Raw genomic sequence first — 22,338 nt, forward strand, 5'->3', positions numbered from 1 at the left:
GCAAAAGCTACGCAACCGTCCTGCCTGCCTCAAGACAAGTTCTTCTGACAAGACCAGCGCTAAGACGAGTTTTCCTGGCAAGTCGCTACCAATTATTCATCTTTTTCATAAACTATAAATGGCGTTCTCTTAGCGACTTTGTCGTACAGAACTCGACCGGGATAATTAAATTCTTGAGTTGTCCAGTAGGTGGTCGGAACACCGTCCTGCTTGGCGATCTGGAAGACAGTTTCGATTAGAGCTCGACCAACACCTTTTCCTCTAACCTGCTGATCAGCGAAGAGATCCATCAAATAACAGGTATCCTCCACCGACCACATGAACCTATGGTAAAGGTAGTGCGCTAGTCCAACCGGTTTCCCTTCTAACTCAGCGATGAGGCAATTGTATTCACCTGCATCTGTTGACAACAATCTGTTGAACGAAACCTCGTAGACTTCTTCTGAGACAGAGGTCTCGTAGAAATCCAAGTATGCCGTCCATAAGCGCCGCCACTCTTCGTTGTCTTTCAATTCAAGCGGACGGATGATTAAGCCTTCCGGCATGGGTGATTTCTCCTGCGTTCCCTTGAGTGCGTACAACCGAGTTCGTCCAGCGCAGTCAAATCGGCTGCTGCCGGACATCCAGACGATCATGTCTAAGTGGAATGTCCTCATCCACTGCTTCGTCCAATTCCTGCGCGTATCGATGGCCTGAATAAACCGCTGCCGCAATTATCGCCGGAGCGTCGCAATCTCCTATGCGACGAAGGCTGAACGGCAAATCCTCGGAACTCGCCCGCCCCAGTAATCCCCTGTAGAGACCATCATTTGGCTTCCGAGCAGTAACCATCACTATGTTGGCAACCGGAACATTCACATTTGGACCGCCATAGGCGCACTCCAACTCTGCGATTTCGCCATCAAATTGCTTAAGCGACTTTGACGGCAGGACCTCGACCCCTAAGCGAAGCAAATGCGTTCTGATGCGCCAACGTTCGGACGTATTTCTTGCCCAGTCAGAAACACTGTCAAACGGTGTGACCAGCGTGACGGCATGTCCCTGCGTTCTGATTTTTTCAGCAACAACACTGGCCATGTAGTAGCCATCACCATCAAAAACGAGCGTTGGTCCAATGGGAAGATTCCCATCCATGATGTCATCGGGAGTAAAGACCCGACCTAAGGCTGACCCTTTTGCGACCGGGGCGAAACGTTCTTCGTCAAAATACTCTTTTCGCCAAGTCGCGCCGGTTGCGATCGCAACGTGGTCAGCATCGACGGCCAAGATATCGTCAACTGTCAGCGGGCTTTCACGGTAGATTTCAACGTTGGGCATCTCCATCAATTGCTGCTCGCGATAATCTTTGACGCGAATGTACTCGCTCATTCCAGGCAGAGCCGCTTCGCGCGAGACCCTGCCACCCAACTCACGAGTAGCTTCCGCCAATTGGACATCATACCCACGCACGCCAAGTGCCCGTGCCGCTTCCAGTCCGGCAGCGCCTGCCCCGACAATCAAGACGCGCGCATCTGAGGATTTCTTACGAATGATTTCAGGGTGCCAGCCTTTGCGCCACTCCTCTCCCATTGTTGGGTTCTGAGTGCATCGAATAGGTACCCCTATCGAGTCACTGGCGTAACAAACATTGCATCCGATACACTCGCGGATCGCGGACAAGCGTCCTTCTTCGATCTTCTTTGGAAGGTAAGGATCAGCGATTGAGGGGCGTGCAGCCCCAATGAAATCCGTAATCCCCCGCCTGACTTGCGAGACCATGGTATCAGGTGACGTGAAGCGACCAACGGTCACGACGGGCTTATCCGTCACGGACTTGACCCAATGCATATAGGGTTCAAGAGCAGCTTCTTTAGTAAAACGGGAGACACCCATCTCAACCGAGTAATCTGCGATGTTGATATCCCACAAATCCGGAAGATCGGAGAGCATCTCAAACATCTCTCGTCGCTCACCATAGATTGGCTGGCCATCCTCGCCGATCTCTTCGTCAGCCGAGAACCGAACGGCCACGGCGCACCGGTCGCCAACGGCGTCCTTGGTTTCCTGAATCAATTCTCGGGTGAGACGCACCCTATTTTCTAAGTTGCCACCATATTCGTCACCGCGCGTATTCACGCGCGGATGCAAAAAATTCGAGATCAGGTATCCGTGCGTTGCATAGACATAGACAACGTCAAATCCAGCGTCCCGTGCCCTCAATGCGGCCTTTCGATGCCAGCGGCGTAGATCCCGGATGTCCTGCTTGTCCATTGCACGGGTCTGAAAAGGGTGCCCTTTCGTATTGGGACGGCTGTCGACGTCCATGCTCGGCAACCGGGAAAACAAGTTGTTCGAGTTGGCGCCTCCGTACCAAAGCTCAGCACCTGCCAGGCTACCGTATTCGTGTACGGCATCGGTCATAAGTGTGTGCGCCCGAACATCACTTTCATCCCAAAGCGAAGCATAAGGATGCGGTAGGTCATCAGACGACGGGTGGATCGAGTTATACTCTGTGCATATGACGCCCCACCCCCCTTGCGCCTTCACTTTTCGCATTGCAGCAAGAGTACGCGGATATTGCCAACCCATACCTGTACAGTGCGGCACCTGATAGAACCGATTTGGCGCAGTAACTGGCCCGATTTGAACCGGTTCGAAAAGGATATCGTAGCGAGGGTCCCTATCCATTTTTTGATCCCTGGTTGGCTGCGCCATGCGCTGGCTGATCTTGTCTGGAGTGTCCGGTTTGAAAGCCGCTCTGTTTCAACCACCGTTTTTGAACGCGGGCATTCGAAAGTGATCTGGGTAGACCTTGGCAAGAAAGGCGGCAATGTGATCCCGGGCAACCGAACGTTGAAAGTTCTCGGGATAGGTCAAAAGCTCCAACCAGATTCCGTCGTACAGAGATTCCAGAATATTGACGACTTGCCTTGGCGGCATGTCCTTGTATCCACCGTCTTCAGCAATCTCTGAACACAGTCTCAGTGCTACGTCGTACCGCTCCTGATCGATGTCATTGATCAGACTGCGATAGACTTCGCGCCGTCCTGCCTCTCCAAAAAACGCAAACCAAACAGCTAGCTTTTTTGGCGTGCAAATCTGAGGGTAAAAGTGCGCATCGACGATCGCCAACAATTTTTCAGGCGCTGACAATCCTGCATTGTCAAAGGCTTCCAACCACTGTTTGTGGTGCTCCTTTGCTAGAAACAGCAACGTTTCTTCCAGCAAGTTCTGCTTACTTTTGAAGTGGAAGTTGACGATGCCCAATGACAAACCTGCAATCTCGGTCACTGTGGACATGGTCGTTCCACCAATCCCGTTTTCGGCAATCGAGTCGATTGTCGCATCGATGAGTTGTTGTCTCCTCACCTCCTTGGACTCGGTACGACGCCGTCCCTCAGGGTTTGTTTTTTCGATTGGCGATTGTCTCACCAAAATGCATCCCATCTACTAAGCACTTCTTTTGTCTTGCCTGCCCCCAACAGCCGTTCTCACTCAGCGTGTGGACGATTGACATCTAAGCGATAGATGCCATTGATTGAACGATCATTCAATGGAAAAGAGAAAATGATGTGAAAACATCCGGACGTACGCAATCGCAGATCTAGAGTTCCGACCAAAAAGTGAAAACCGGATCGTGCACCAAAGAAATAACTCTACGATGCAAAGCCCCCAAAGGCTCAACGCGGCCTTTAATGGCGGCCCAAGCCGCGTCTGCCTGCGATTGATCCCTGAACTCTACAACAGCCATAAGCGTATGGTTGCGCAGCTCGTCGGTATCGTAACCACTTGCGGGGATGCGCCTGCACAAAGGCGTACCCTCGGCGGCAAGGTCCGTCTTGATCAAGTGTTCGACAAACGCGTTCCACGCCTGCTCGAATGCATCGAGCTCGACGGTTGGTTTCAATTCGAATTGGTTCAAAAGTCTGGGCATTCGTCACATAATATCCGGCAAGTATCACGAGCCAAACCTACGTAGTTCCCCCCACAAGGCAAGCGCGAGGCCACTAGATGATCCGAAACGAAAACCCAGTCATTGCAAATAGCCTGTGGTCAGCAACAGCAGGCTATTCGTCAGAATGTCCACAATTGGTTGGCGAACAGCACTCTGACGTGACCGTGATTGGCGCCGGGTTTACCGGGCTTTCGGCAGCACTTCACCTGGCCGAGAAAGGCGTCAAAGCTGTTGTCATCGATGCGCATCATCCGGGCTGGGGAGCTTCTGGACGTAATGGCGGTCAAATCAATGTAGGCCTAAAGGACGGGCCGACGGGCATCAAAACCAAATTTGGTGACATCTGGGGAACCAGAATGATCCGAATGGCCGGTGACGCCGCCGATCTTGTGTTTGACTTAATAACTCGGCACGGGATTGAGTGCGACGCAAATCGTCCTGGCTGGCTGCGCGCGGCGCATAGTAAAAAAACACTCAGTGAACTACACAAACTAGCCGAGGATTGGGACAACCACGGCGGGGGTATGGTATCGCTTGATCAAAGCGAAATGCAGCGACTGACCGGGACCGAAGCTTACCTTGGCGGCGTTCTGGATCGCCGCGGCGGTGTTTTGCACCCGTTAAACTATGCACTTGGGCTGGCCGAATCAGGTCGCCGCAATGGCGTGCAAATTTTCGGTGGAACGCCTGCCAAGCAGATTTTGTCAGAGGCCGGTCGCTTTCGGATTGAAACCCCCAAAGGAGCGGTTATCTCAGAAAAAGTGCTGATCTGTACGAACGCCTATTCTGGAGATCTGCATCCGCGCTTGGCTAAATCCGTTTTGCCCGTTCGCTCGGTCCAAGTCGCTACGGCGCCCCTGTCCGACAATGTCCGCCAGTCAATTCTGCCAGAAGGCAACGCTTTGTCAGACGCACGACGCCTGCTTCTGTACTTCAGGCAAGACGCGGAAGGTCGCTTTCTTATGGGAGGACGCGGTACCTACAACGACAAGTCCACTCTCAAACAAATTGAGCGGTTGAAACGCATTTCTGTTGAACTTTTCCCCCAATTATCTGGAGTTCAGTGGGAATACGAGTGGGGCGGCTTTGTTGCTTTGACTAAAGATCACTATCCGCATCTGCATGAGCTCGCACCAGGGATTGTGACAGGTTTGGGATACAATGGGCGCGGCGTTGCCATCGCCACGGCAATGGGGCGCGTCCTCGCCAAATGGGCGACTGGAACCAAATCAGACGAGCTGGAATTTCCTGTCACCCCTCTCAGACCACTGCCTTTTTCCTTCGCGAAAGAGACTCTGGTCGAAGCAGAAATCCTGCGCCTGAAACTCTTAGACAAGTTGGGCCTTTAGAAGGCCCGCAAACAGCGCCGCCTAGCGGTTTTGGGAAAAGAAGCGATAGGTCAACGCGATAGCGGCCGTAGAGCGCTGAATAGAAAATGATCAGCACCGAGGCCGTAATTGAGACCGCCGCCAGAGGAAGTGTGCCCAACGGGGCCACCATCACTGTGTCAACGACACCAATCAAAGCAGCAGCAGCAAGAGAAATGACTATCGGAAGAGCAAGCCGCGCAAGGTAACGCGCCTCTTTTAAGATCGCACCCCAGGATGGCCGAGGCTGCTGCGATATCCGCACTCGCGTCATATTGCTGGGCCTTTCAGTCGAAATTGACTAAGCCGTATCTCCAAGTAATTCTGGAACCAAACGAACAAGGCATCCCCAGGCAGCTTGCTCCGCCTGCTTTCGGCTCAGGCCTTCCGGAGCGAGATGCAATCGTTGCCAATAGCCATCCGTTAATGTCTCCATCCATTCAGCCATTTGATCTGCTGAAGTAACGTCGTCTGCTGAGAGCAATTCTTTCCAGATCAACCTCAAGGTCTCTCTTCGACGTGTCTCAAAATGCTCGGCAACTTCATCATACTGCAGTTGAAATCGAAGCTCGCCCCAGAATGCATACCAAAGGGGTAAGACATCCGGACCACACGCATCAGGGTGGAAGTCAGCTTTTATCAAAGCCCTTATCTTTTCGGCGGGCTTGTCCCCTGCTCGCTCTAAAGAAGCTGTCCAGTGCTCCTCGTAACGCTGGTACAGGTCACGCAAAGTTTCGGTCAGAAGACCTAGCTTTGATTTGAAATAAAATGCCGCAACACCCTGAGAAAGCTCTGCCTCAGACGCGACTGTTGCAAGCGTCGTTTTTGCCAATCCATGGGTCAATATTGAGCGGCAAGCTGCGTCCAGCAGCTGCCGGCGACGACGATCTGCGTTCTCCTTCCTCTCTTTGCGAGGACGTTTCCGCTCAGCTTCGACCAATTGTCGCTCCTCCTACGAATGCAGCCATCTACAGCGCGCAAAAAAGATGCGTCAATAGCTTGAAATTTATTTGAGCGCTCAAATAAACTTTACGAACGCGCACCCGATCTGTAAACGGGAGAGAAGGGGATGGAGAAATTTGACGGTTGAGAACAGATACGATGTGATTGTGGCCGGCGCTGGTCACAACGGATTAACCGCTGCAGCCTATTTGGCGCGCGCTGGCATGCGTGTTTTGGTGGTCGAAAAGAACGACTGGATCGGTGGCGCCGCAGTCAGCCGGTCGCTACACGAGGGCTGGACATACTCGAATTGCTCATACGTTTGCTCTCTTTTGCGGCGCGAGATTGCCAGGGACCTTGAGCTACCAAAATACGGACTTCAGGTAATTCCGTATGAAGGCGGCGCGAGCTTTACGCGCGATGTGGATTACTTCGCCTACTATTCCGATCACAACGCACTGAAGCGTGAGATGGCACGTCATTCCGCAAAAGATGCCGACGCCTATCGCCGCTATTCGCGAGCCATCATGCGGCAATGCCGTTTTATCCGTCCGTTTTTACTTCGGGACGCACCGGACCCCGCTTCTCTCCATCCGCGCGATCTCGGCGAACTGGCGTACCTCGTAAAAAAAGCACATGGTTTGGGCAGTCGGGAGCTTGGTGAAACGCTGAAATTCTGGACAATGTCCATTGGTGACTTTCTGGATGAGCATTTCGAAAACGACTTGATTAAGGCCCATTTGGCAGGCTCAGGCATTATCGGCACCGGCCTCGGAGTGTACTCACCCGGAACGGCATATGTGCTGCTGCACCACTACATGGGTGACATTGACGGCGGCATCGGAGCATGGGGCTTCGCGCGTGGAGGGATGGGTGCAATTTCGAATGCCATTGCTGCCTCTTTCAAGGATCACGGCGGCACTATCCACACAGGTTCGGGGATTGAGAAAATCCTCAGCAAAGACGGACGCGTTGAAGGCGTAGCTTTGGAGGACGGCAAGGTTTTTCATGCCCCTGTCGTTGCCTCCAATATGGATATCAAACGCACAATTCTGCACCATTTAGATATGGCCGAGTTGCCGGATGATTTCACCAAGGCGGTGCGAAACTTCAAAATTCGGGGGTCCTCGGCAAAGCTCAATATTGCGCTTGACCGCTTTCCAAATTTCCCTGCAGCACCCGAGCACACCAGCTTCCTCAGGGGTGATTTACATGTGTCGCAGAGCCTCTTTGAACTTGAAAAGGCCTATGATGATTGGAAAGTCGGACGCTGGTCGGAAAAGCCTTATATCGACATGCTCATCCCAAGCCAGATTGATCCGACTATGGCGCCGACAGGTGCCCACATGATGACGGTTTTCGTCCAATATGCGCCTTATGACTTAGTAGTCGACGGCGTTAGATCTGCCGAGAATTGGGACGACAAACAGCGCAACGCGATGGCAGAAACTGTACTCGACCAGATGTCTGTGGCGTGTCCCGACATTCGCGAGCGCGTTGTTCATATGGAAGTTCGTTCACCATTGGAAATTGAGCGCGAGGTCGGTCTGACAGAGGGCAACATTTTCCAAGGCGAACTAACTTTTGATCAGCTTTTCTTCAATCGGCCCGTCCCGGGTTGGTCGCAGTACAATTTACCCATCAAGGGGCTTTATCTGTGCGGGTCGTCCGCCCATCCCGGCGGTGGGGTTATGGGGGCCCCAGGTGCAAACGCTGCCCGCGCTATTCTCAGGAAAGAAACACGGCATGGCCGAATGAAGGGGTATGCCGCATGAGCCAATTTGATGCGATTGTCATTGGCGGCGGTGTAAACGGCCTGATTGCCGGAACACTCCTTGGTCGACGCGGCAAGAATGTCTGTATCATTGAGAAATCCGACAGGTTCGGCGGCATGGCGTCTTATTCTGTGGACGGCGGTCCGACCCTTGCACATTCGCTATACAACCTGAGCCCGCGGGCATTGGGTGACATCGGCATAGATATTCAACACCCTGTCCTGTCCAGCAAACCCGTCTCCACGGTCTCTCTGTCTGAGGATGGGCGGCACATCGTCTTCAAGAACGACGGCGTGTATTGGAGCGACGGGACAAAACACCGGGAATCAGATGCCTGGTCTGATCTGACACGCCAGCTGATTACATATGGAGACCTTTTGCGCCAACTCGCCGAGGCTCCACCTCCCGGGGGGCAAAAGGCCATCCTTTCCCGGGGTGCGCTCAACGAGTTCTTGCGCCTGGCGAAACTGGGCATAGGCCTGAAAAAGCTGGGCAAATCTGAAATGCGGCGTTTCCTGCAGGTCGTCTTATCTAATGTCCACGACATTATCCTAGATGACCTGTCGGAAGGACCGGTGGCTGGAATGCTTGCTGCTGATGCAATCTGGGGGACAGCCACTGGTCCAAGATCTCCGGGCACTGTGTTCAATCTGATCTATCGTTTGGGTCACGGAGGGACCATCACTCAACCAGCAGGCGGGATGTGCGCGTTAACCTATTTGATGGTGGAAGCTGCGCAAAAGGCAGGTTGCCTGCTGATGCCGGACACTGAAGTATCCCGCATTCTGTTGGACAACGATGCAGTCTCCGGAGTGGAAACCACCGATGGACGAACCATTGCCGCGCCTAATGTGCTCAGCAGCCTTGCCCCGAAACTAACAAACCGAATGACCGGTCCCTCTGCCTTTGACATCGAAACGATGCGGCGAGTGCGAAATATACGGGCGCGTGGAACAACGGCTAAGGTCAATCTACGGCTCAAGGATAGCTCCGCCCTGCCCAGCCTGAGTGACGAATTGGCACACGAACGTCTGATCTATGCTCCTTCTGTGGAATACGTCGAAGCTGCGTTCAATCCGGCTAAGTATGGTCAAATGTCCAAAGCACCTGTGATTGAAGCTTTCAAAATGCAGACAGCCGACGGGGCAAGCTGGCTGTCAACCATAGTGCAATATGCGCCATCTGACCTTGAAGGCGGCTGGACTGAGACTGCAAAGGAACAGCTTGCGGAAATTGCAGTCGAAACTCTTAGCCGCGCCCTGCCCGGCTTGGGTGATCAAATTGCAGGTAAGCAGGTCATAACACCGGATAAAATCGAAAGCGCAACCGGAGCGCCCGGCGGGCACTGGCACCATGCAGAAATGTCTTTGGACCAGCTCCTGACACTTCGGCCCACGAACGGGATGTCCAGATACTCCATGGGGCCGAAAGGGCTGTTCCAATGCGGTGCAGCAACGCATCCCGGTGGCGACGTCATGGGCCTCGCTGGTCGCAATGCGGCCCTGGCGGCGCTGGAGGCTCAGCCATGAGCATCTTTACCGATCCAAAACTCGGTTTGATACCCGGGCCATTTCACAAAAAACTCGAAGAGCAAAATCGCGCACAAAATTGGTACGATTGGGCCGGTTATGCTGCCCCGGGTGTGCTGGACAGTGTCGAGTTCGAGTACTTCGCGCTGCGAAATCAGGCCTCTTTGTTTGATATCTCACCAATGCACAAGTACCGATTGACCGGGCCGGACACGACCGCGATGCTCAATCGCCTCGTGACACGGGACGTCCGAAAAATCAGCGTTGGTCGCGTGGGGTACGCGGTCTGGTGTGATGAAGAGGGTATGGTCATCGATGACGGGACTCTTTTCCATCTTGGCGACAACGATTGGCGCCTTTGTTGTCAGGAACAAATGCTGACATGGCTACTCGACGCTGCATGGGGTTTTGACGTTTCAGTCGTCGACGAAACTCACAGTGTTGCTGGACTTTCGCTGCAAGGGCCGACCTCTTATGCAGTTTTGGAAGCCGCTGGTTTAGATGTCAGCAAGCTGAAGCCATTCGATCTCGCTCAAATTGAACACAGTCTCATGATCTCGCGGACGGGTTTTACTGGTGACTTAGGTTACGAGCTCTGGTGCGACTGGGACAAGGCAGAAGCGCTTTGGGACAGAATTTGGAAAGGTGGCACACATCAGGGACTCCGCGCCATTGGATACGAAGCTGTAAACTTGGCCCGCATCGAAGCCGGTTTTCTGACCGCAGGTGTGGATTTTCAACCGGTTCATGCGACCGAACGGTTGCACCGAGGCCAAACACCCTTCGAACTTGGTCTGGGTCGGCTAGTCGATTTCAACAAAGGACATTTCAATGGCCGGCGAGAGCTGCTGTCCAAGCGAGAGAATCCAAGAAGCCTCCTCCTACGTTTCGATGTCGAAGGATTCAAACCCTCGGAAGGGTCGTTGATCTACAATCGACGCAAAAAAGAAGTTGGGCACATAACATCCGGGATATGGTCACCGACCGCCAAGCGCAGCATTGCGTTGGCCCATGTCCGTATGCCGGATGCTGGCCGGTCATCTGGCTTAAAGGCCGAGATTTACACTCTGCAAGAAGGCAAATGGCGCACCAGGATGGCGCGCCTCACTCCTGTCACCAAAGCCTTTTTCGCACCGCCCCGCGCACGAGCTACGCCACCGGCCCGCACCTAAAGGAGAAGCAGACGTGAACACCCTGGATAATACACCAACCGACGGCGACCTTGTCGCTTGGGATCGCGACCATCACCTACATCCTTGGGCCGGAACCGACGGCTTTGGGTCCGACGAGTACATGCGGGTAAATACAGCGGATGGTATCTATCTCTGGGATGCTGCCGGGAAGCGATATATTGATGGCCCTGGCGGAATGTGGTGCACACAGATCGGATACGGGCGTCAAGAGATGGCCGATACCATTTCCCAACAGGTTATGAAGATGCCCTATGCGTCGCCGTGGTCGTTTACGACCGAACCCGCGGCCGTTCTGGCGCGAATGATCGCGGAACGTACACCAGGCGATCTGAACACGGTGCACTTCACGACCGGTGGGTCTACCGCCGTTGACACCGCACTGCGGACCGCACTTTTCATGAACAATCGGCTTGGCCGACCGGAGAAGAGGATCGTGATCGGCCGGGAAAAAGGCTACCACGGATCAACCTTTCTCGCCGCGACTGTCACTGGAAAAGAACGTTTCGAAACAAGCTTTGAAAAAGCTCAGGATCTGGTGCGTTTTCTGCCCGACGTGAATCCCTACCACCGGCCAGAAGGCATAACAGTTGATGTATGGTGCGACGCCAAAGTTGCTGACCTTGAGAGCCTGATTGCTGACGTAGGCGCCGACCGTGTTGCCGCCTTTATCGCGGAACCGATCCTGTGTTCCGGTGGCGTGATCGTTCCACCTCCGGGTTATCACAAGCGCACGCTCGAAATTTGCCGGGCAAACGACATTCTGTACATTTCGGATGAAGTCGTAACCGGCTTTGGTAGGTTGGGACACTGGTTCGCCTCAGAAGACGTCTTTGGCATCGTCCCTGACATTATTACCTGCGCAAAAGGTTTAACCTCGGGCTATCTGCCGTTAGGTGCCTGCATAATCTCGGACGCAGTAATGAAACGCATTTCAGACGCACCGGGCGACGATGTTTTCTACAACGGCTACACATACTCCGGGCACCCTGTGAGCTGCGCGGCTGCCATTAAGAATATTGAAATCATGGAGCGCGAGGACATTCTAGGACACGTTCAACGCGTCACACCGCATTTCCAGGACCGCCTAAATCAAATAAAGGAGAAGTTTCCGATAGTTGGGGATGTGCGCGGTGACGGGCTCCTCGGGTGCATAGAATGTCGCCCTGGACTGAACGTCGAGAGTTACGAAGCGCATGTGAAGTTTGGACAGAAACTGGACGATGCGTGCGAGGAGATGGGACTCCTCTTGCGACCATTTGGAAACATGGCCGTGTTCTCGCCCCCTCTGATCATAACTCCGTCGCAGATAGACGAAATGTTCGACATCATGGAAGCTGGTATGGCGCAGGTCAGCAAGGACTACGACGCATAACGGTCATCGCGTCCATTCAAAGTTCCAGTCAGATCAGGCAGGTTTCCGACCACGGATGTGATGCGGGCAATGCTCTCCGGTTTTCAACACTGGCTGCATAGCGTCCCAGATCTCGATCTGATGTTCAATAAACTCCTCACCATGACGAGCTTCCCAGTCGGCTCGGTTTGGCCCGGTCAATTCCTCCAGCTCATCAGCTGATACCTGAGCATACCAAGCGTTGCGGTTGACTAACTCTACGTCTTCAAAGCCAGCCAGCTCCATAGCAGCTCGGTACTTAGAGGGCGACGCCATCTGAAACTCCAAGGCTTCCATCTTTACGTAGTGCGCCATTTCCGGTGACATCTCACCATCATGATTGGTCAGCCAGTCAGAAGCAGCGAAATAACCGCCTGGTTTAAGCACACGATAAGCTTCCGCAGCCATCGCTACTTTGTCGGTGATATGGATGATCGAGTCCTTCGAAAACACTACGTCAAAAGTACCATCTTCGAATGGCATTGGACCTGGAGTGACCTGTTTGATATCGACCTTTCTCTCCAGATCCGCCTGCCCAACTCGCTCTTTCGCAGCCGCGCAAACCGGGGCCTCTACATCAATCCCCGTAACTCTAGCGGCGCCGAACTCCCGTGCCATCAACACTGCAATGGCCCCAGATCCGCATCCGATATCAAGGATATGCTTATCTTTCAGATCAATCCCTTTAACAACACGCGCAACTTCTTCAGGGCCTCCCGGTGAAAGAAACCCCTCTCCCCAGAGCTCCTCCAGAAAGCTGATTGCCTGTTGGTCATATAGGATCTCGTCTGACATAGGATTCCCCCGCATCTGATTGTCAGTCAGTCACTGCAGTGAAACCTTTTCTCTCATCTCAGACAAGCTTTATCGCGAAATCGCAGGTCATAGATTCAGCTATAATTGAATGATCATTCAGTCAGTAGACGGCAAGTGATTTGGCTGGTATTCGGAGAAAAGAACGCCTAAAAGGATTTTCTCGCAATGGCTGACACCCTACCGACGCATGCCCAAACCGTGATTATTGGTGGGGGGTCGATCGGCGCGAACACGGCCTATCACTTGACTAAGCTTGGCCATACCGATGTTGTCGTTCTGGAACAGGGACAACTGACATCAGGGACCACTTGGCATGCCGCCGGCCTGATAGTAGCCGGCCTTCTCAAATCCGAAGCTGAGTGCGCTATCTACACGCACGGTCGAGACCTTTATGCGAAACTAGAGAAGGAAACCGGTATATCCACAGGTTTCCGCGACGTTGGATATCTGCAGATTGCAACCAATGAAGAACGCCTGCATGAGATGCGTCGCGTCGCAGCCTTCATGCGGCGTTTTGGGATAAACAACCACGAAGTCTCAGTAAAAGAAGCGCAGGATATGTTCCCTATAGGGGACCTCTCAGACGTCGTTGGAGCGTTCCTCATTCCGGAGGACGGTCGGGCCAACCCGGTGGACGTGACAATGTCTCTGACCAAGGGAGCCAAAAACAGAGGCGCACGTTTCTTTGAAGGTGTGCGGGTTGAAGAGATTTTAGCCAGGAACGGCACTGCGACCGGGGTCCGCACTGCGAACGGTCATACTATAACAGCCGAAAACGTTGTGATCTGCGGAGGCATGTGGTCTCGCCAACTTGGTGCAAAACACGGTGTAAATCTACCGCTCCAGGCGGCTGAACACTACTACCTGATAACGGAAAGTATCCCGGGCCTACCTCGCGATCTACCCGTTCTCGAAGACCCTTCCACCTACACTTATTACCGTGAAGAAGTCGGCGGGATGATGTTAGGGCTTTTTGAGCCCGGCGCTGCGGCTTGGAAGCTCGATGGTATCCCGGATGAATGGCAATTCGGAGAGATTGAACCAGATTGGGAACGTGTTGGGCCCGACCTGGAGAAAGCCTATTCGCGCGTGCCTGACACCATGAACTACGGTGTCAAAAAACTATTCTGCGGCCCTGAGAGCTTTACGCCTGATCTTGCGCCGCTTGTTGGCCCGACGCCTGAACTGCGCAATCTCTGGGTTGCATGTGGGATGAACTCACTTGGCATCCTGAATGGCGCGGGTACGGGAATGGTTTTGGCCCATTGGATGGTGGACGGCTTGCCGCCCATCGATGTTACCGGCATCAACGTCAATCGCTTTTCCCGTGAAATGGCGACACCGGCCTTTCGACGCGACAGAACACCTGAGTTGCTGGGAAAGCTCTTTGGTCAGCACTACCACAATGAGAACTACAAAACGGCCAGGAACGTTAAGCGTTCAATGCTCTATGACCGTCTCAAAGCGGCCGGAGCCTTTTTCGGCGAAGGAAATGGTTGGGAACAACCTGATTGGTTTGCTCCGACGCCCGAAGAGGCCAAAGTCGAGAAATACAGTTGGCATCGCCAAAATTGGTTTGAATGGCACGCTGAAGAACACCGGGCAGCACGCGAGGATGTCATCGTAATGGACATGACATCAATGGCGTGTTTCAGCGTCGAAGGACCGGATGCCTGCGCCCTCCTCTCTCGCCTTTCCTGCAATGACGTTGATGTTGAACCCGGTCGCGTCGTCTACACGGCCTGGGTAAATGAACGGGGTGGGTTTGAGGCAGACCTTACGGTTACCCGGCTATCCGATCGGAAATACTGGGTCATCGTGGGAGAAAACTCGACGGGTCATACCGAGATGCGCATGCGACGGCACGTCCTGGACAACGAGAACGTTGTTATAACAGACATCACCGCAGGGCGCTGCCAAATCAACGTTCACGGCCCAAAGTCGCGTGAACTATTGAGCAGAATATCCGGAGCTGATTTGTCGGACGAAGGTTTTCCCTTCATGACGGCGCGTGAAATCGACATCGGGTACGCCGTAGTTATGGCCTATCGCGTGACGTTTATTGGCGAACTCGGCTGGGAACTTCACGTACCGGCCACTCAGGCCATTCAGACCTACGATCTGATTATGGAAGCAGGTCGAGATCTGGGTGTTCGCAATGCTGGAATGCAAACTCTCAACTCCCTACGGCTAGAGAAGGCTTATCGTGATTTCGGAATTGACGTGGACAACACGGACAACCCAATTGAGGCCGGGCTTGGTTTTGCCGTCAAATTGGACAAACCCGGTGGCTTCATCGGCAGGGAAGCACTCGCCACGATCAAGGCGAAAGGCACGCCCAACAACCGGATGTTGCAGTTCCTGCTAAAAGACCCAGAGCCTCTCATGTACGGCAATGAGATGATTTATCTAAACGGCAATGAAGTCGGATATATTCAAGTTGGCGGATATGGGCACACGCTCGGCGCTGCCGTCGGCATTGGTTTCGCCGAGATTGACGAACCGTTGACCGCGGACATAGTCGCAACTGGGCATTGGCAGATCGAAATCGCAGACGAGAAATACGACGCGGCAGCCTCGTTAAAGCCGCTCTATGACCCCGGCATGCACAAAATAAAGCGCTGAAGCCATATTGTTCGATGCTTTCGCTCAGACTGGAAAGTGTTTTGGGAAGAACCGCGACAGCGAAAGCATGCAAACATCCCTGAATTCCCGACGATCAGCCACTTTTGGATACAACATCAAACTTAGCCAGGCCCCGTCTGACATCGCCTCTACGGCCCGAGCTGTTTTTTCTGGATCAAGATCGTCGTAGCCGCCGTCGGCAATCAATTCACCACATAGGTGCAAAATTCTATCATATCTTTCGTTGTCATATTTATTATGAATCTTCAAGTAATTAGGCCGATACTTCGCTTGCCCCCAGAAGGCAAACCAGACGGCCAACCGCTTGTGGGTACAAATGCTCTTGTCAAAGTCCGCTCGAACAATCGCAGCCAGCCGATGTGCGGCTTTAGGTTCCGCAGCCTCATAGTATTTGAGCCAATTTTCATAGTGTTCTTGTGCAAGGAAACCCAGCGCGGCGTCATACAAAGCTTCCTTACTGTCGAAGTGATAATTCACCACGCCATGGGACAGATTGGCTGTTTCTGTCACGTGTTTAAGCGTCGTGTCAGAAAACCCGCGTTTCGAGATCGAGTCTATGGCGGCCATGATCAACTGTAAGCGACGAACTTCGGGAGGTTCGGTGCGTCGTTTTTTCTGAAGCTCATGCGTCTCCAATTTAACTCTCCTCTCGTTCAGCCATTTGCCTGTCCAACAAATCCGCTCTCTGTTGCCGGAACATAATTATTGCTGCGATAGCGACACAGATAGCGATCACAAGAATCATGATGGTTGCTAGCGCGTTGATGTCCGGCCTGAGGCCCAGTCGAATGCGCGAAAAGATCAAAATTGGCAAGGTATTTGCGCCTGGGCCGGTAACAAAACTTGCTATGACCAAGTCATCGAGAGACAGCGTGAAGGCCAGCAACCATCCCGAAATTAGTGCCGGCGTCAGCTGTGGGATCGTTATGGCCGTCAGAACTTTGAACGGTTTTGCGCCAAGATCGGCGGCGGCTTCTTCCAGTGTTTGCCCCACACCGGTTAAGCGTGCCTGAATTGTTACCGCCACATAGGCCATGGAAAAGGTAATATGCGCGATCGTAATCGTCGCAAAGCCGCGCTCAGCAGGCCATCCGATCAGCTGGTTCAGCGAGATGAAGAAAACCAGCAAGGACAATCCGGTTATCACCTCGGGCATCACCAAGGGCGCGACCAACATGCCACCGAACAAGGTCCGCCCCTTGAACCGTCCAAAGCGCACCATAGCCAGACCTGCCAAGGTGCCAAGCGCCGTGGCAAAAGTAGCGTTGACAACGGCAATCTGAAGACTGAGTGAAACAGCGCTCCAGACTTCCGCAGATTGAAAAAGCTCTTTGTACCAGCGCAACGACCATCCACCCCAAACCGGTACCAGCTTGGAGTAGTTGAATGAGTAAATAACCAACAGGATCATTGGGATGTAAAAGAATGCCAGTCCCAAGGTCAGCATGATGGTTAAGAAACGGGAGCGTTTGGCGTACATCTATTGCTCCTCCGCTGCTTTGCCTTGGTAGTGCTGGAAAACCATGATTGGCAGCACCAGTATGAACAGCAGAACAATCGCAACTGCGGCGGCCACTGGCCAATCGCTGTTTCTAGAGAACTCATTGTAGAGAACCCGCCCAATCATCTGCACGTTGCCGCCACCTAACAGATCGGGGATAACGTACTCGCCGGTCGCAGGGATAAAGACCAGCAGTGAACCAGCGACAATTCCAGGCATCGTCAGAGGCAATGTGATTTTGAAGAAAGTGTTCGTTGGTTTGGAACCAAGGTCGGCGGCCGCCTCGTTCAGGCTGTTGTCCAGCTTCTCCATATTCGCGTACAGCGGCAGGATCATGAACGGCATATAGGTGTAGACGATCCCGATATAGACGGCGAATTCCGTGTAAAGCATGCGGATCGGCTCATCGATCACCCCCAGCGCTATCAGAAGGTTGTTGATCGTGCCTTGATCCGCAAGCAGGCCCATCCACGAATAGACCCGCAACAAGAAAGACGTCCAAAACGGAAGAATGATTGCAAACAACAAGAGCGGCTTCGCAACCGGCCCCGATCGTACAATTGCATAGGCAATAGGGTAGCCAAACAAGAGGCACAAGAACGTACACGTTACTGAAATCTTGAGTGAATTTACGTAAGTGTCAAAGTACAGGCTGTCTTCCCAGATGTAGACAAAATTGTCGAAGACCAGGCGGATTGTTATGATCCCGTCACCTGTCCACTCAATTAAACTTGTGAATGGCGGGCTCGCAATCGCCAGTTCAGCTAAGCTTATCTTGGCGACAATGAAGAACGGTGCCAGAAAGAATACAAGCAACCAGAAGAACGGTATGACGGTGACGATCTGACGCCATCTGCTATGGATACGCCGCATCACTAAACGGATCATGGGTTGTCGTTCAACCTGCGGCGGTTCGAACATATCCTCGGTGAAATCCGTCATGAGTGGAGCAACATGGCGCTAGACGGATCCCAGCTGATATTTACCTTGTCTTCCCAGGTTAATCGCTGCGCAGCATGCGTCGGACGTGACTGGTTGGGCTGAGTGACGTCGAAGATTTCGCCATTGGGAAGCCTTACCTTGTAGATCGATGTCTCTCCCAAATACCCAACATCGTCGATAACGGCCGCTGTCTGGTTCGCGCCCTCAGCAATTGTATCAGATTTCTCAAGTCGAATTTTCTCGGGCCTCAGCGCAACCCAAATCTTGCTGCCAGCCTTAACAGAATGACCGTGATCAATATAAACTTCGCAGAACTCGGTTTCGACCCGAACATGGTCGACCCCATCCTCGGTCACCCTGCCCTCAAAAATATTTGCTGATCCGATAAAGTCAGCCACAAAGCGGGATTCTGGAAACTCGTAGATCTCTGTCGGAGTTCCAATCTGTTTGAAGCGACCCGCGTCCATAACGGCCATTCGCGAAGACAGGGTCATTGCTTCTTCCTGATCGTGAGTCACGACGATGAACGTGACGCCGACCTTGTCCTGAATGTTGGCAAGCTCAAACTGCGTTTGCTTACGCAGTTTTTTGTCCAGAGCAGCCAAAGGTTCATCCAGGAGCAGCAACTTGGGACGTTTGACCAAGGCCCGCGCCAATGCAACACGCTGGCGTTGCCCACCGGACAATTGTTTAGGTTTTCTCTTTTTGAAATCTTCCAACTCAACAAGCTTGAGGATGTCGTGAACTCTGTCCGCAATGTCTAGCTTGGGGACATGGTCTTGCTCCAACCCGAAAGCCACGTTTTTTTCGACGGTCATATGCGGAAACAGCGCATAGCTTTGGAACATCATATTTGTCGGACGTTCGTAAGCTGGCACATCGGCCATATCGACTCCGTCGATAGTGATTGTACCACTGTTCAAATCCTCAAACCCAGCAAGCATTCGAAGTAGTGTCGACTTTCCACATCCAGATCCGCCTAAAAGGCAGAATAACTCTCCTTTGTAGATATCCAGATCAACGTTATCGACAGCAGTCACTGCACCGTATTTTTTGGTTACGCCTCTGATTTTGACCAGAGGTTCCTGTTCTTTTTGATCGAGCCATGGTTCTGGGCTGACAGCCGTGGAAACAGTCAATTTGGGCCTCTTAGTCTGCCAGTCGGGATCTGGGGATGCAGTAGCGAACCGGTCTGGTCCGCTACTTCATTTGCCAGTGTGAGTGGATTTAGTTTCCGGCCTTAAAGTCAGTCCAGGTACGTGTCTGCAAGCGCTCGACCTTGGGAGGAAGAACGGCAGTCGTGTACATCTTGGCAACCTGATCCGATGTTGGGAACGCGGCTGGGCTGGAGGTTACAGCCTCATCAACCATGGGCTTGGCCGTCAGGTTGGCGGTCGCATACCAGGTGAAGTTACTATCATTGGCCGCAACCTCGGGGCGCATCATATAGTTCAGGAAAAGATGAGCGTCTTCTTTGTTCGCGGCGTCTTCCGGGATCAGCCAACCATCAATCCACAGCTGCGCTGTACGATCACCTTCGGGCAGGAAGAAGTCTAGCACTACACCAGTGTCGGCTTCCGCTGCGCCAGACATGGCAAGGAGACCGTCAGGGCCCCATGTGGTTGAGACACAGAACTCTTTCTGAGGCATCCGTTGATAAGCATAGTTATCGAAGGTTTTGATGTATGGCCTGATTTCCGCCAACATCTCCCCAACCTTCTCATAGTCTTCCTTGTTTGTGGAGTTCGCATCCAGGCCCATATGCGCTAAAGCCATCGGAATGATGTCGCCCGGGGAATCCAGGAATGAAACTCCACACTTGGACAGCTCTTTCATGTGAACAGGATCGAAAACCATATCCATCGAGCCTATGGGGGCATCTGGATACGTCTCTTTCACCAATTCTTCGTTGTATGTGACGCCGTGCGTTCCCCACATATAAGGAATGAAGTGTTGGTTGCCTGGATCCCATTCACTTGACAACTGCTCCATGATTGCCGGGTCGATGTGCTTGATATTGTCCAGCTTCGACATATCCAACGGTGCAACAATTCCCGCCTTAATCAGACGAGCCGTATCACTGCCGGCATGACTAACCACATCATATCCGCTGTTTCCCGCGAGTAGCTTGGCATCAATTGCTTCGGCAGAGTCATACGGATCATAGATCACCTTGATACCGTATTCTTTTTCGAAGTTCTCGATTGTGTCTTCAGCGATGTATTCTCCCCAATTCGTAACCTTCAACACACGCTCTTGCGCGTAAGCCGATCCCGAAACTGCAGTAGTAGTTGCTGCTATAACTGTAATTCCGGCGATTTTCCTGATTGAGTTCATAACTTCGCTTCCTCTCCCTGAGTGGTGGCTGAATTTGTCTTGCCTTGTTTGCTAGTCTGTCTTCTCGAATGATCGCGCCTGCGTTGCGGGCGCGATCACCAAGCACCCCATTCCCCCAAGTCGCTATGTTTTTATCTGACTGGTCATTCAGAACGGTAGTCCGCTGAAATCTGCACTGTCAAGCTTGGCTGAATGAATTTTGATCATATCTCTACGTATCACTGGTTTTGCACCTGATTTGAGCAGGTAAATCGAAACCCATCGACCAAGGAAACCTCACAGGCGTGACTAGCAGCACATTTCTGAATGATCATTCAGTCAGAAAAAGTTGACGAGCAAGTCAATTTAAGCGACACCTACACTCAGTCGAAGAGTGGCGGATCCAGCAAGGCCAAATTTTCACTCCTGGATACTGTCCCCATCTGAGACCCAAACTGACCAAACCAAAACTATGCGGGTTGTTCCGATGCGCGACGAAGTAAGAAACACAGAAATTCCTACCAATTGGGACCGTCGCGGGTTGCCCGGTTGGTGCTATCACAGCAATGCCCTTCTTGAACTTGAGAAGAGCGAACTTTTCAAAACGCATTGGCAAATCGCGTGCCATGTTTCGGATGTTCCGGAACCCGGTAATTTTCTATGTTTTGACATGTGCGGTGAGCGCGCCCTGATCTTGAAGGACAGCAACTCGGACATCCGCGCGTTTCTAAACGTTTGTCGTCACCGCGGTTCTCGGCTGGTCTCGAAAGAGCAAGGAAAATGTGCAAACGCTCTAGTCTGCCCATTTCACGGCTGGGTTTACAATCTTGATGGAACGCTACGCGGCGCCGCCCGTCCGGAGTCGTTCCCCGATCTAGACAAGCACGAGTTTGGCCTGAAAGAGATTGAAATGGAAATCTGGCAGGGTTTTGTCTTCGTCCGATTCAAACCTGGACCCCAGCCATCAGTAGCCGAACTGCTAGCCCCGATTGAACAGGAAGTCTCTGCCTACAAAATGGCCGAACATGTCCCGACGGACGGAATCTGGACCGAGGAGACTCCTGTAAACTGGAAATCGATCAGAGATGTCGACAACGAAGGGTATCATGTCCCGCTCGCGCACCCTGCCCTTCAGGATCTGTATGGCTCGACCTATTCAGACGAACCATATGTCGATGGTATCTCACGTTCTGACGGAAAATTCACTCCGACAAAGGGCCGGAGGTGGGCCGTTCGCAACTACAAGAAATTCACTAAACCACAGCCTCACCTGCCAGAACACTTGCACAAAACTTGGCTTTACTACGGCATTTTTCCAAATGCGGTCATAGCCGTCACACCTGAGACGACCCTCTTTTATCAAGAGTTTCCGATCACGACGGATAAATCCATTCTACGGAGCGCGACATACCGAAACCCGAACGAAGACCGCCAACAAAGAGCGGCACGCTACCTTGCCGCCCGGATTGATCGAGAGACAGTGGAAGAAGATATTCAGCTCACGATATGGTCCAATGAAGCCATGGCTTCGGAGGCGTTTGAAGGCTTCTATCTTTCTGATCTCGAGTACGGCGTGCGCTCTCATCATGACCATCTCAGGAACATTCTGCCAATCTACAACTCTGAATCAGCGCCTGGAGAAGATGAAGTTGCCGCGTTGAATGATGCGATGTCCGCTGAGCCGAAATCGTGACTAAAGGTATATTCAAAGTGGAGGAAGCAGAAGCTCAAACGCAGTTCCTGGTAACAGCCATCGGAAAACCTGGCTCTGGCGCCACAAGATATGCTGCCGCGATGTATTTTTTTAAGAGCGGCGAGCTTTCTGCCGAGATGCTGGAAATCTACCGAAGATGCAGCAAGCTTGACACGGAAGATCCGCTCGATCTGGCTGGATACGAGGGCGTTTCAATTCCAGAATTCGTTTGCAATCTAAACTCAAGAACCAATCAATGACTGCTTCCGCGCAAACGACAAAATCCTTGGATAA

The 22,338-nt window shown here is 52.6% G+C and carries 19 protein-coding genes; 8 read left to right on the forward strand and 11 right to left on the reverse strand.

Going from position 1 to position 22,338, the window contains the following annotated elements; all coding sequences use genetic code 11:
* Positions 1 to 92: 92 nt before the first annotated feature.
* The 4 genes from GOV90_RS17180 to GOV90_RS17195 all read right to left on the reverse strand — a co-directional run bounded on the left by GOV90_RS17180 (position 93) and on the right by GOV90_RS17195 (position 3,913).
* Positions 93 to 545 (reverse strand): GNAT family N-acetyltransferase, encoded by a 453-nt coding sequence (locus GOV90_RS17180; RefSeq protein ID WP_170353132.1) that lies wholly within the window; start codon positions 543 to 545, stop codon positions 93 to 95.
* Between the two features lie 55 nt (positions 546 to 600).
* The gene (locus tag GOV90_RS17185) at positions 601 to 2,667 is read right to left on the reverse strand and encodes an FAD-dependent oxidoreductase (RefSeq protein WP_170463994.1); all 2,067 of its coding nucleotides are present in this window, start codon (positions 2,665 to 2,667) and stop codon (positions 601 to 603) included.
* A gap of 75 nt (positions 2,668 to 2,742) precedes the next feature.
* Positions 2,743 to 3,348, reverse strand: a complete 606-nt coding sequence (locus GOV90_RS17190) for a TetR family transcriptional regulator C-terminal domain-containing protein (RefSeq protein WP_256367987.1) — start codon at positions 3,346 to 3,348, stop codon at positions 2,743 to 2,745.
* A 235-nt stretch (positions 3,349 to 3,583) separates the two neighbouring features.
* On the reverse strand, positions 3,584 to 3,913 hold the full coding sequence (locus GOV90_RS17195) for a DUF6614 family protein (RefSeq protein ID WP_171096778.1): 330 nt from the start codon (positions 3,911 to 3,913) through the stop codon (positions 3,584 to 3,586).
* 77 nt (positions 3,914 to 3,990) lie between these two features.
* On the opposite strand from GOV90_RS17195, the gene GOV90_RS17200 reads away from it, so the two are divergent.
* Complete coding sequence (locus tag GOV90_RS17200; RefSeq protein ID WP_170747559.1) at positions 3,991 to 5,283, forward strand: FAD-binding oxidoreductase; 1,293 nt, start codon at positions 3,991 to 3,993, stop codon at positions 5,281 to 5,283.
* Positions 5,284 to 5,602: 319 nt separating this feature from the next.
* Here the strand turns inward: GOV90_RS17200 and GOV90_RS17205 are convergent, their stop codons facing one another.
* Positions 5,603 to 6,241: a TetR family transcriptional regulator C-terminal domain-containing protein gene (locus GOV90_RS17205; protein ID WP_170494734.1), complete on the reverse strand. Its 639-nt coding sequence runs from the start codon at positions 6,239 to 6,241 to the stop codon at positions 5,603 to 5,605.
* 70 nt (positions 6,242 to 6,311) lie between these two features.
* Between GOV90_RS17205 and GOV90_RS17210 the strand changes: the two genes are divergently transcribed.
* From GOV90_RS17210 to GOV90_RS17225, 4 genes are read left to right on the forward strand one after another with little or no spacing between them, the layout of a single operon-like run.
* On the forward strand, positions 6,312 to 8,018 hold the full coding sequence (locus tag GOV90_RS17210) for an NAD(P)/FAD-dependent oxidoreductase (protein WP_254429089.1): 1,707 nt from the start codon (positions 6,312 to 6,314) through the stop codon (positions 8,016 to 8,018).
* On the forward strand, positions 8,015 to 9,547 hold the full coding sequence (locus tag GOV90_RS17215) for an NAD(P)/FAD-dependent oxidoreductase (protein WP_171096780.1): 1,533 nt from the start codon (positions 8,015 to 8,017) through the stop codon (positions 9,545 to 9,547). The genes GOV90_RS17210 and GOV90_RS17215 overlap by 4 nt, the downstream gene beginning before the upstream one ends.
* A complete protein-coding gene (locus GOV90_RS17220) occupies positions 9,544 to 10,719 on the forward strand; it encodes an aminomethyltransferase family protein (protein ID WP_170463977.1) in 1,176 nt (391 codons plus the stop codon). The genes GOV90_RS17215 and GOV90_RS17220 overlap by 4 nt, the downstream gene beginning before the upstream one ends.
* Before the next feature lie 13 nt (positions 10,720 to 10,732).
* Positions 10,733 to 12,112, forward strand: a complete 1,380-nt coding sequence (locus GOV90_RS17225) for an aminotransferase (RefSeq protein ID WP_170556619.1) — start codon at positions 10,733 to 10,735, stop codon at positions 12,110 to 12,112.
* 33 nt (positions 12,113 to 12,145) lie between these two features.
* Here the strand turns inward: GOV90_RS17225 and GOV90_RS17230 are convergent, their stop codons facing one another.
* Positions 12,146 to 12,925 carry a class I SAM-dependent methyltransferase gene (locus GOV90_RS17230; protein WP_170463981.1) on the reverse strand — a complete coding sequence of 260 codons (780 nt, stop codon included), beginning with the start codon at positions 12,923 to 12,925 and terminating at the stop codon, positions 12,146 to 12,148.
* Positions 12,926 to 13,111: 186 nt separating this feature from the next.
* Between GOV90_RS17230 and GOV90_RS17235 the strand changes: the two genes are divergently transcribed.
* Positions 13,112 to 15,571, forward strand: coding sequence for an FAD-dependent oxidoreductase (locus GOV90_RS17235; protein ID WP_171096781.1), 2,460 nt, complete (start codon positions 13,112 to 13,114; stop codon positions 15,569 to 15,571).
* Positions 15,572 to 15,595: 24 nt separating this feature from the next.
* Here the strand turns inward: GOV90_RS17235 and GOV90_RS17240 are convergent, their stop codons facing one another.
* The 5 genes from GOV90_RS17240 to GOV90_RS17260 all read right to left on the reverse strand — a co-directional run bounded on the left by GOV90_RS17240 (position 15,596) and on the right by GOV90_RS17260 (position 20,372).
* Positions 15,596 to 16,228: a TetR/AcrR family transcriptional regulator gene (locus GOV90_RS17240; RefSeq protein WP_171096782.1), complete on the reverse strand. Its 633-nt coding sequence runs from the start codon at positions 16,226 to 16,228 to the stop codon at positions 15,596 to 15,598.
* Position 16,229: 1 nt separating this feature from the next.
* A complete protein-coding gene (locus GOV90_RS17245) occupies positions 16,230 to 17,072 on the reverse strand; it encodes an ABC transporter permease subunit (RefSeq protein WP_170352665.1) in 843 nt (280 codons plus the stop codon).
* Complete coding sequence (locus GOV90_RS17250) at positions 17,073 to 17,966, reverse strand: ABC transporter permease subunit (protein WP_217350786.1); 894 nt, start codon at positions 17,964 to 17,966, stop codon at positions 17,073 to 17,075.
* 65 nt (positions 17,967 to 18,031) lie between these two features.
* Complete coding sequence (locus tag GOV90_RS17255; RefSeq protein WP_170352663.1) at positions 18,032 to 19,174, reverse strand: ABC transporter ATP-binding protein; 1,143 nt, start codon at positions 19,172 to 19,174, stop codon at positions 18,032 to 18,034.
* 88 nt (positions 19,175 to 19,262) lie between these two features.
* On the reverse strand, positions 19,263 to 20,372 hold the full coding sequence (locus tag GOV90_RS17260) for an extracellular solute-binding protein (protein ID WP_170352662.1): 1,110 nt from the start codon (positions 20,370 to 20,372) through the stop codon (positions 19,263 to 19,265).
* Between the two features lie 466 nt (positions 20,373 to 20,838).
* On the opposite strand from GOV90_RS17260, the gene GOV90_RS17265 reads away from it, so the two are divergent.
* Positions 20,839 to 22,044 (forward strand): aromatic ring-hydroxylating dioxygenase subunit alpha, encoded by a 1,206-nt coding sequence (locus GOV90_RS17265; protein ID WP_170352661.1) that lies wholly within the window; start codon positions 20,839 to 20,841, stop codon positions 22,042 to 22,044.
* A complete protein-coding gene (locus GOV90_RS17270) occupies positions 22,041 to 22,304 on the forward strand; it encodes a hypothetical protein (RefSeq protein WP_256367988.1) in 264 nt (87 codons plus the stop codon). Before GOV90_RS17265 ends, GOV90_RS17270 begins: the two co-directional genes overlap by 4 nt.
* Positions 22,305 to 22,338: the final 34 nt, after the last annotated feature.

Origin of the sequence: Ruegeria sp. HKCCA5929 (assembly GCF_013034525.1) — a bacterium.
Classification (GTDB): domain Bacteria; phylum Pseudomonadota; class Alphaproteobacteria; order Rhodobacterales; family Rhodobacteraceae; genus Ruegeria.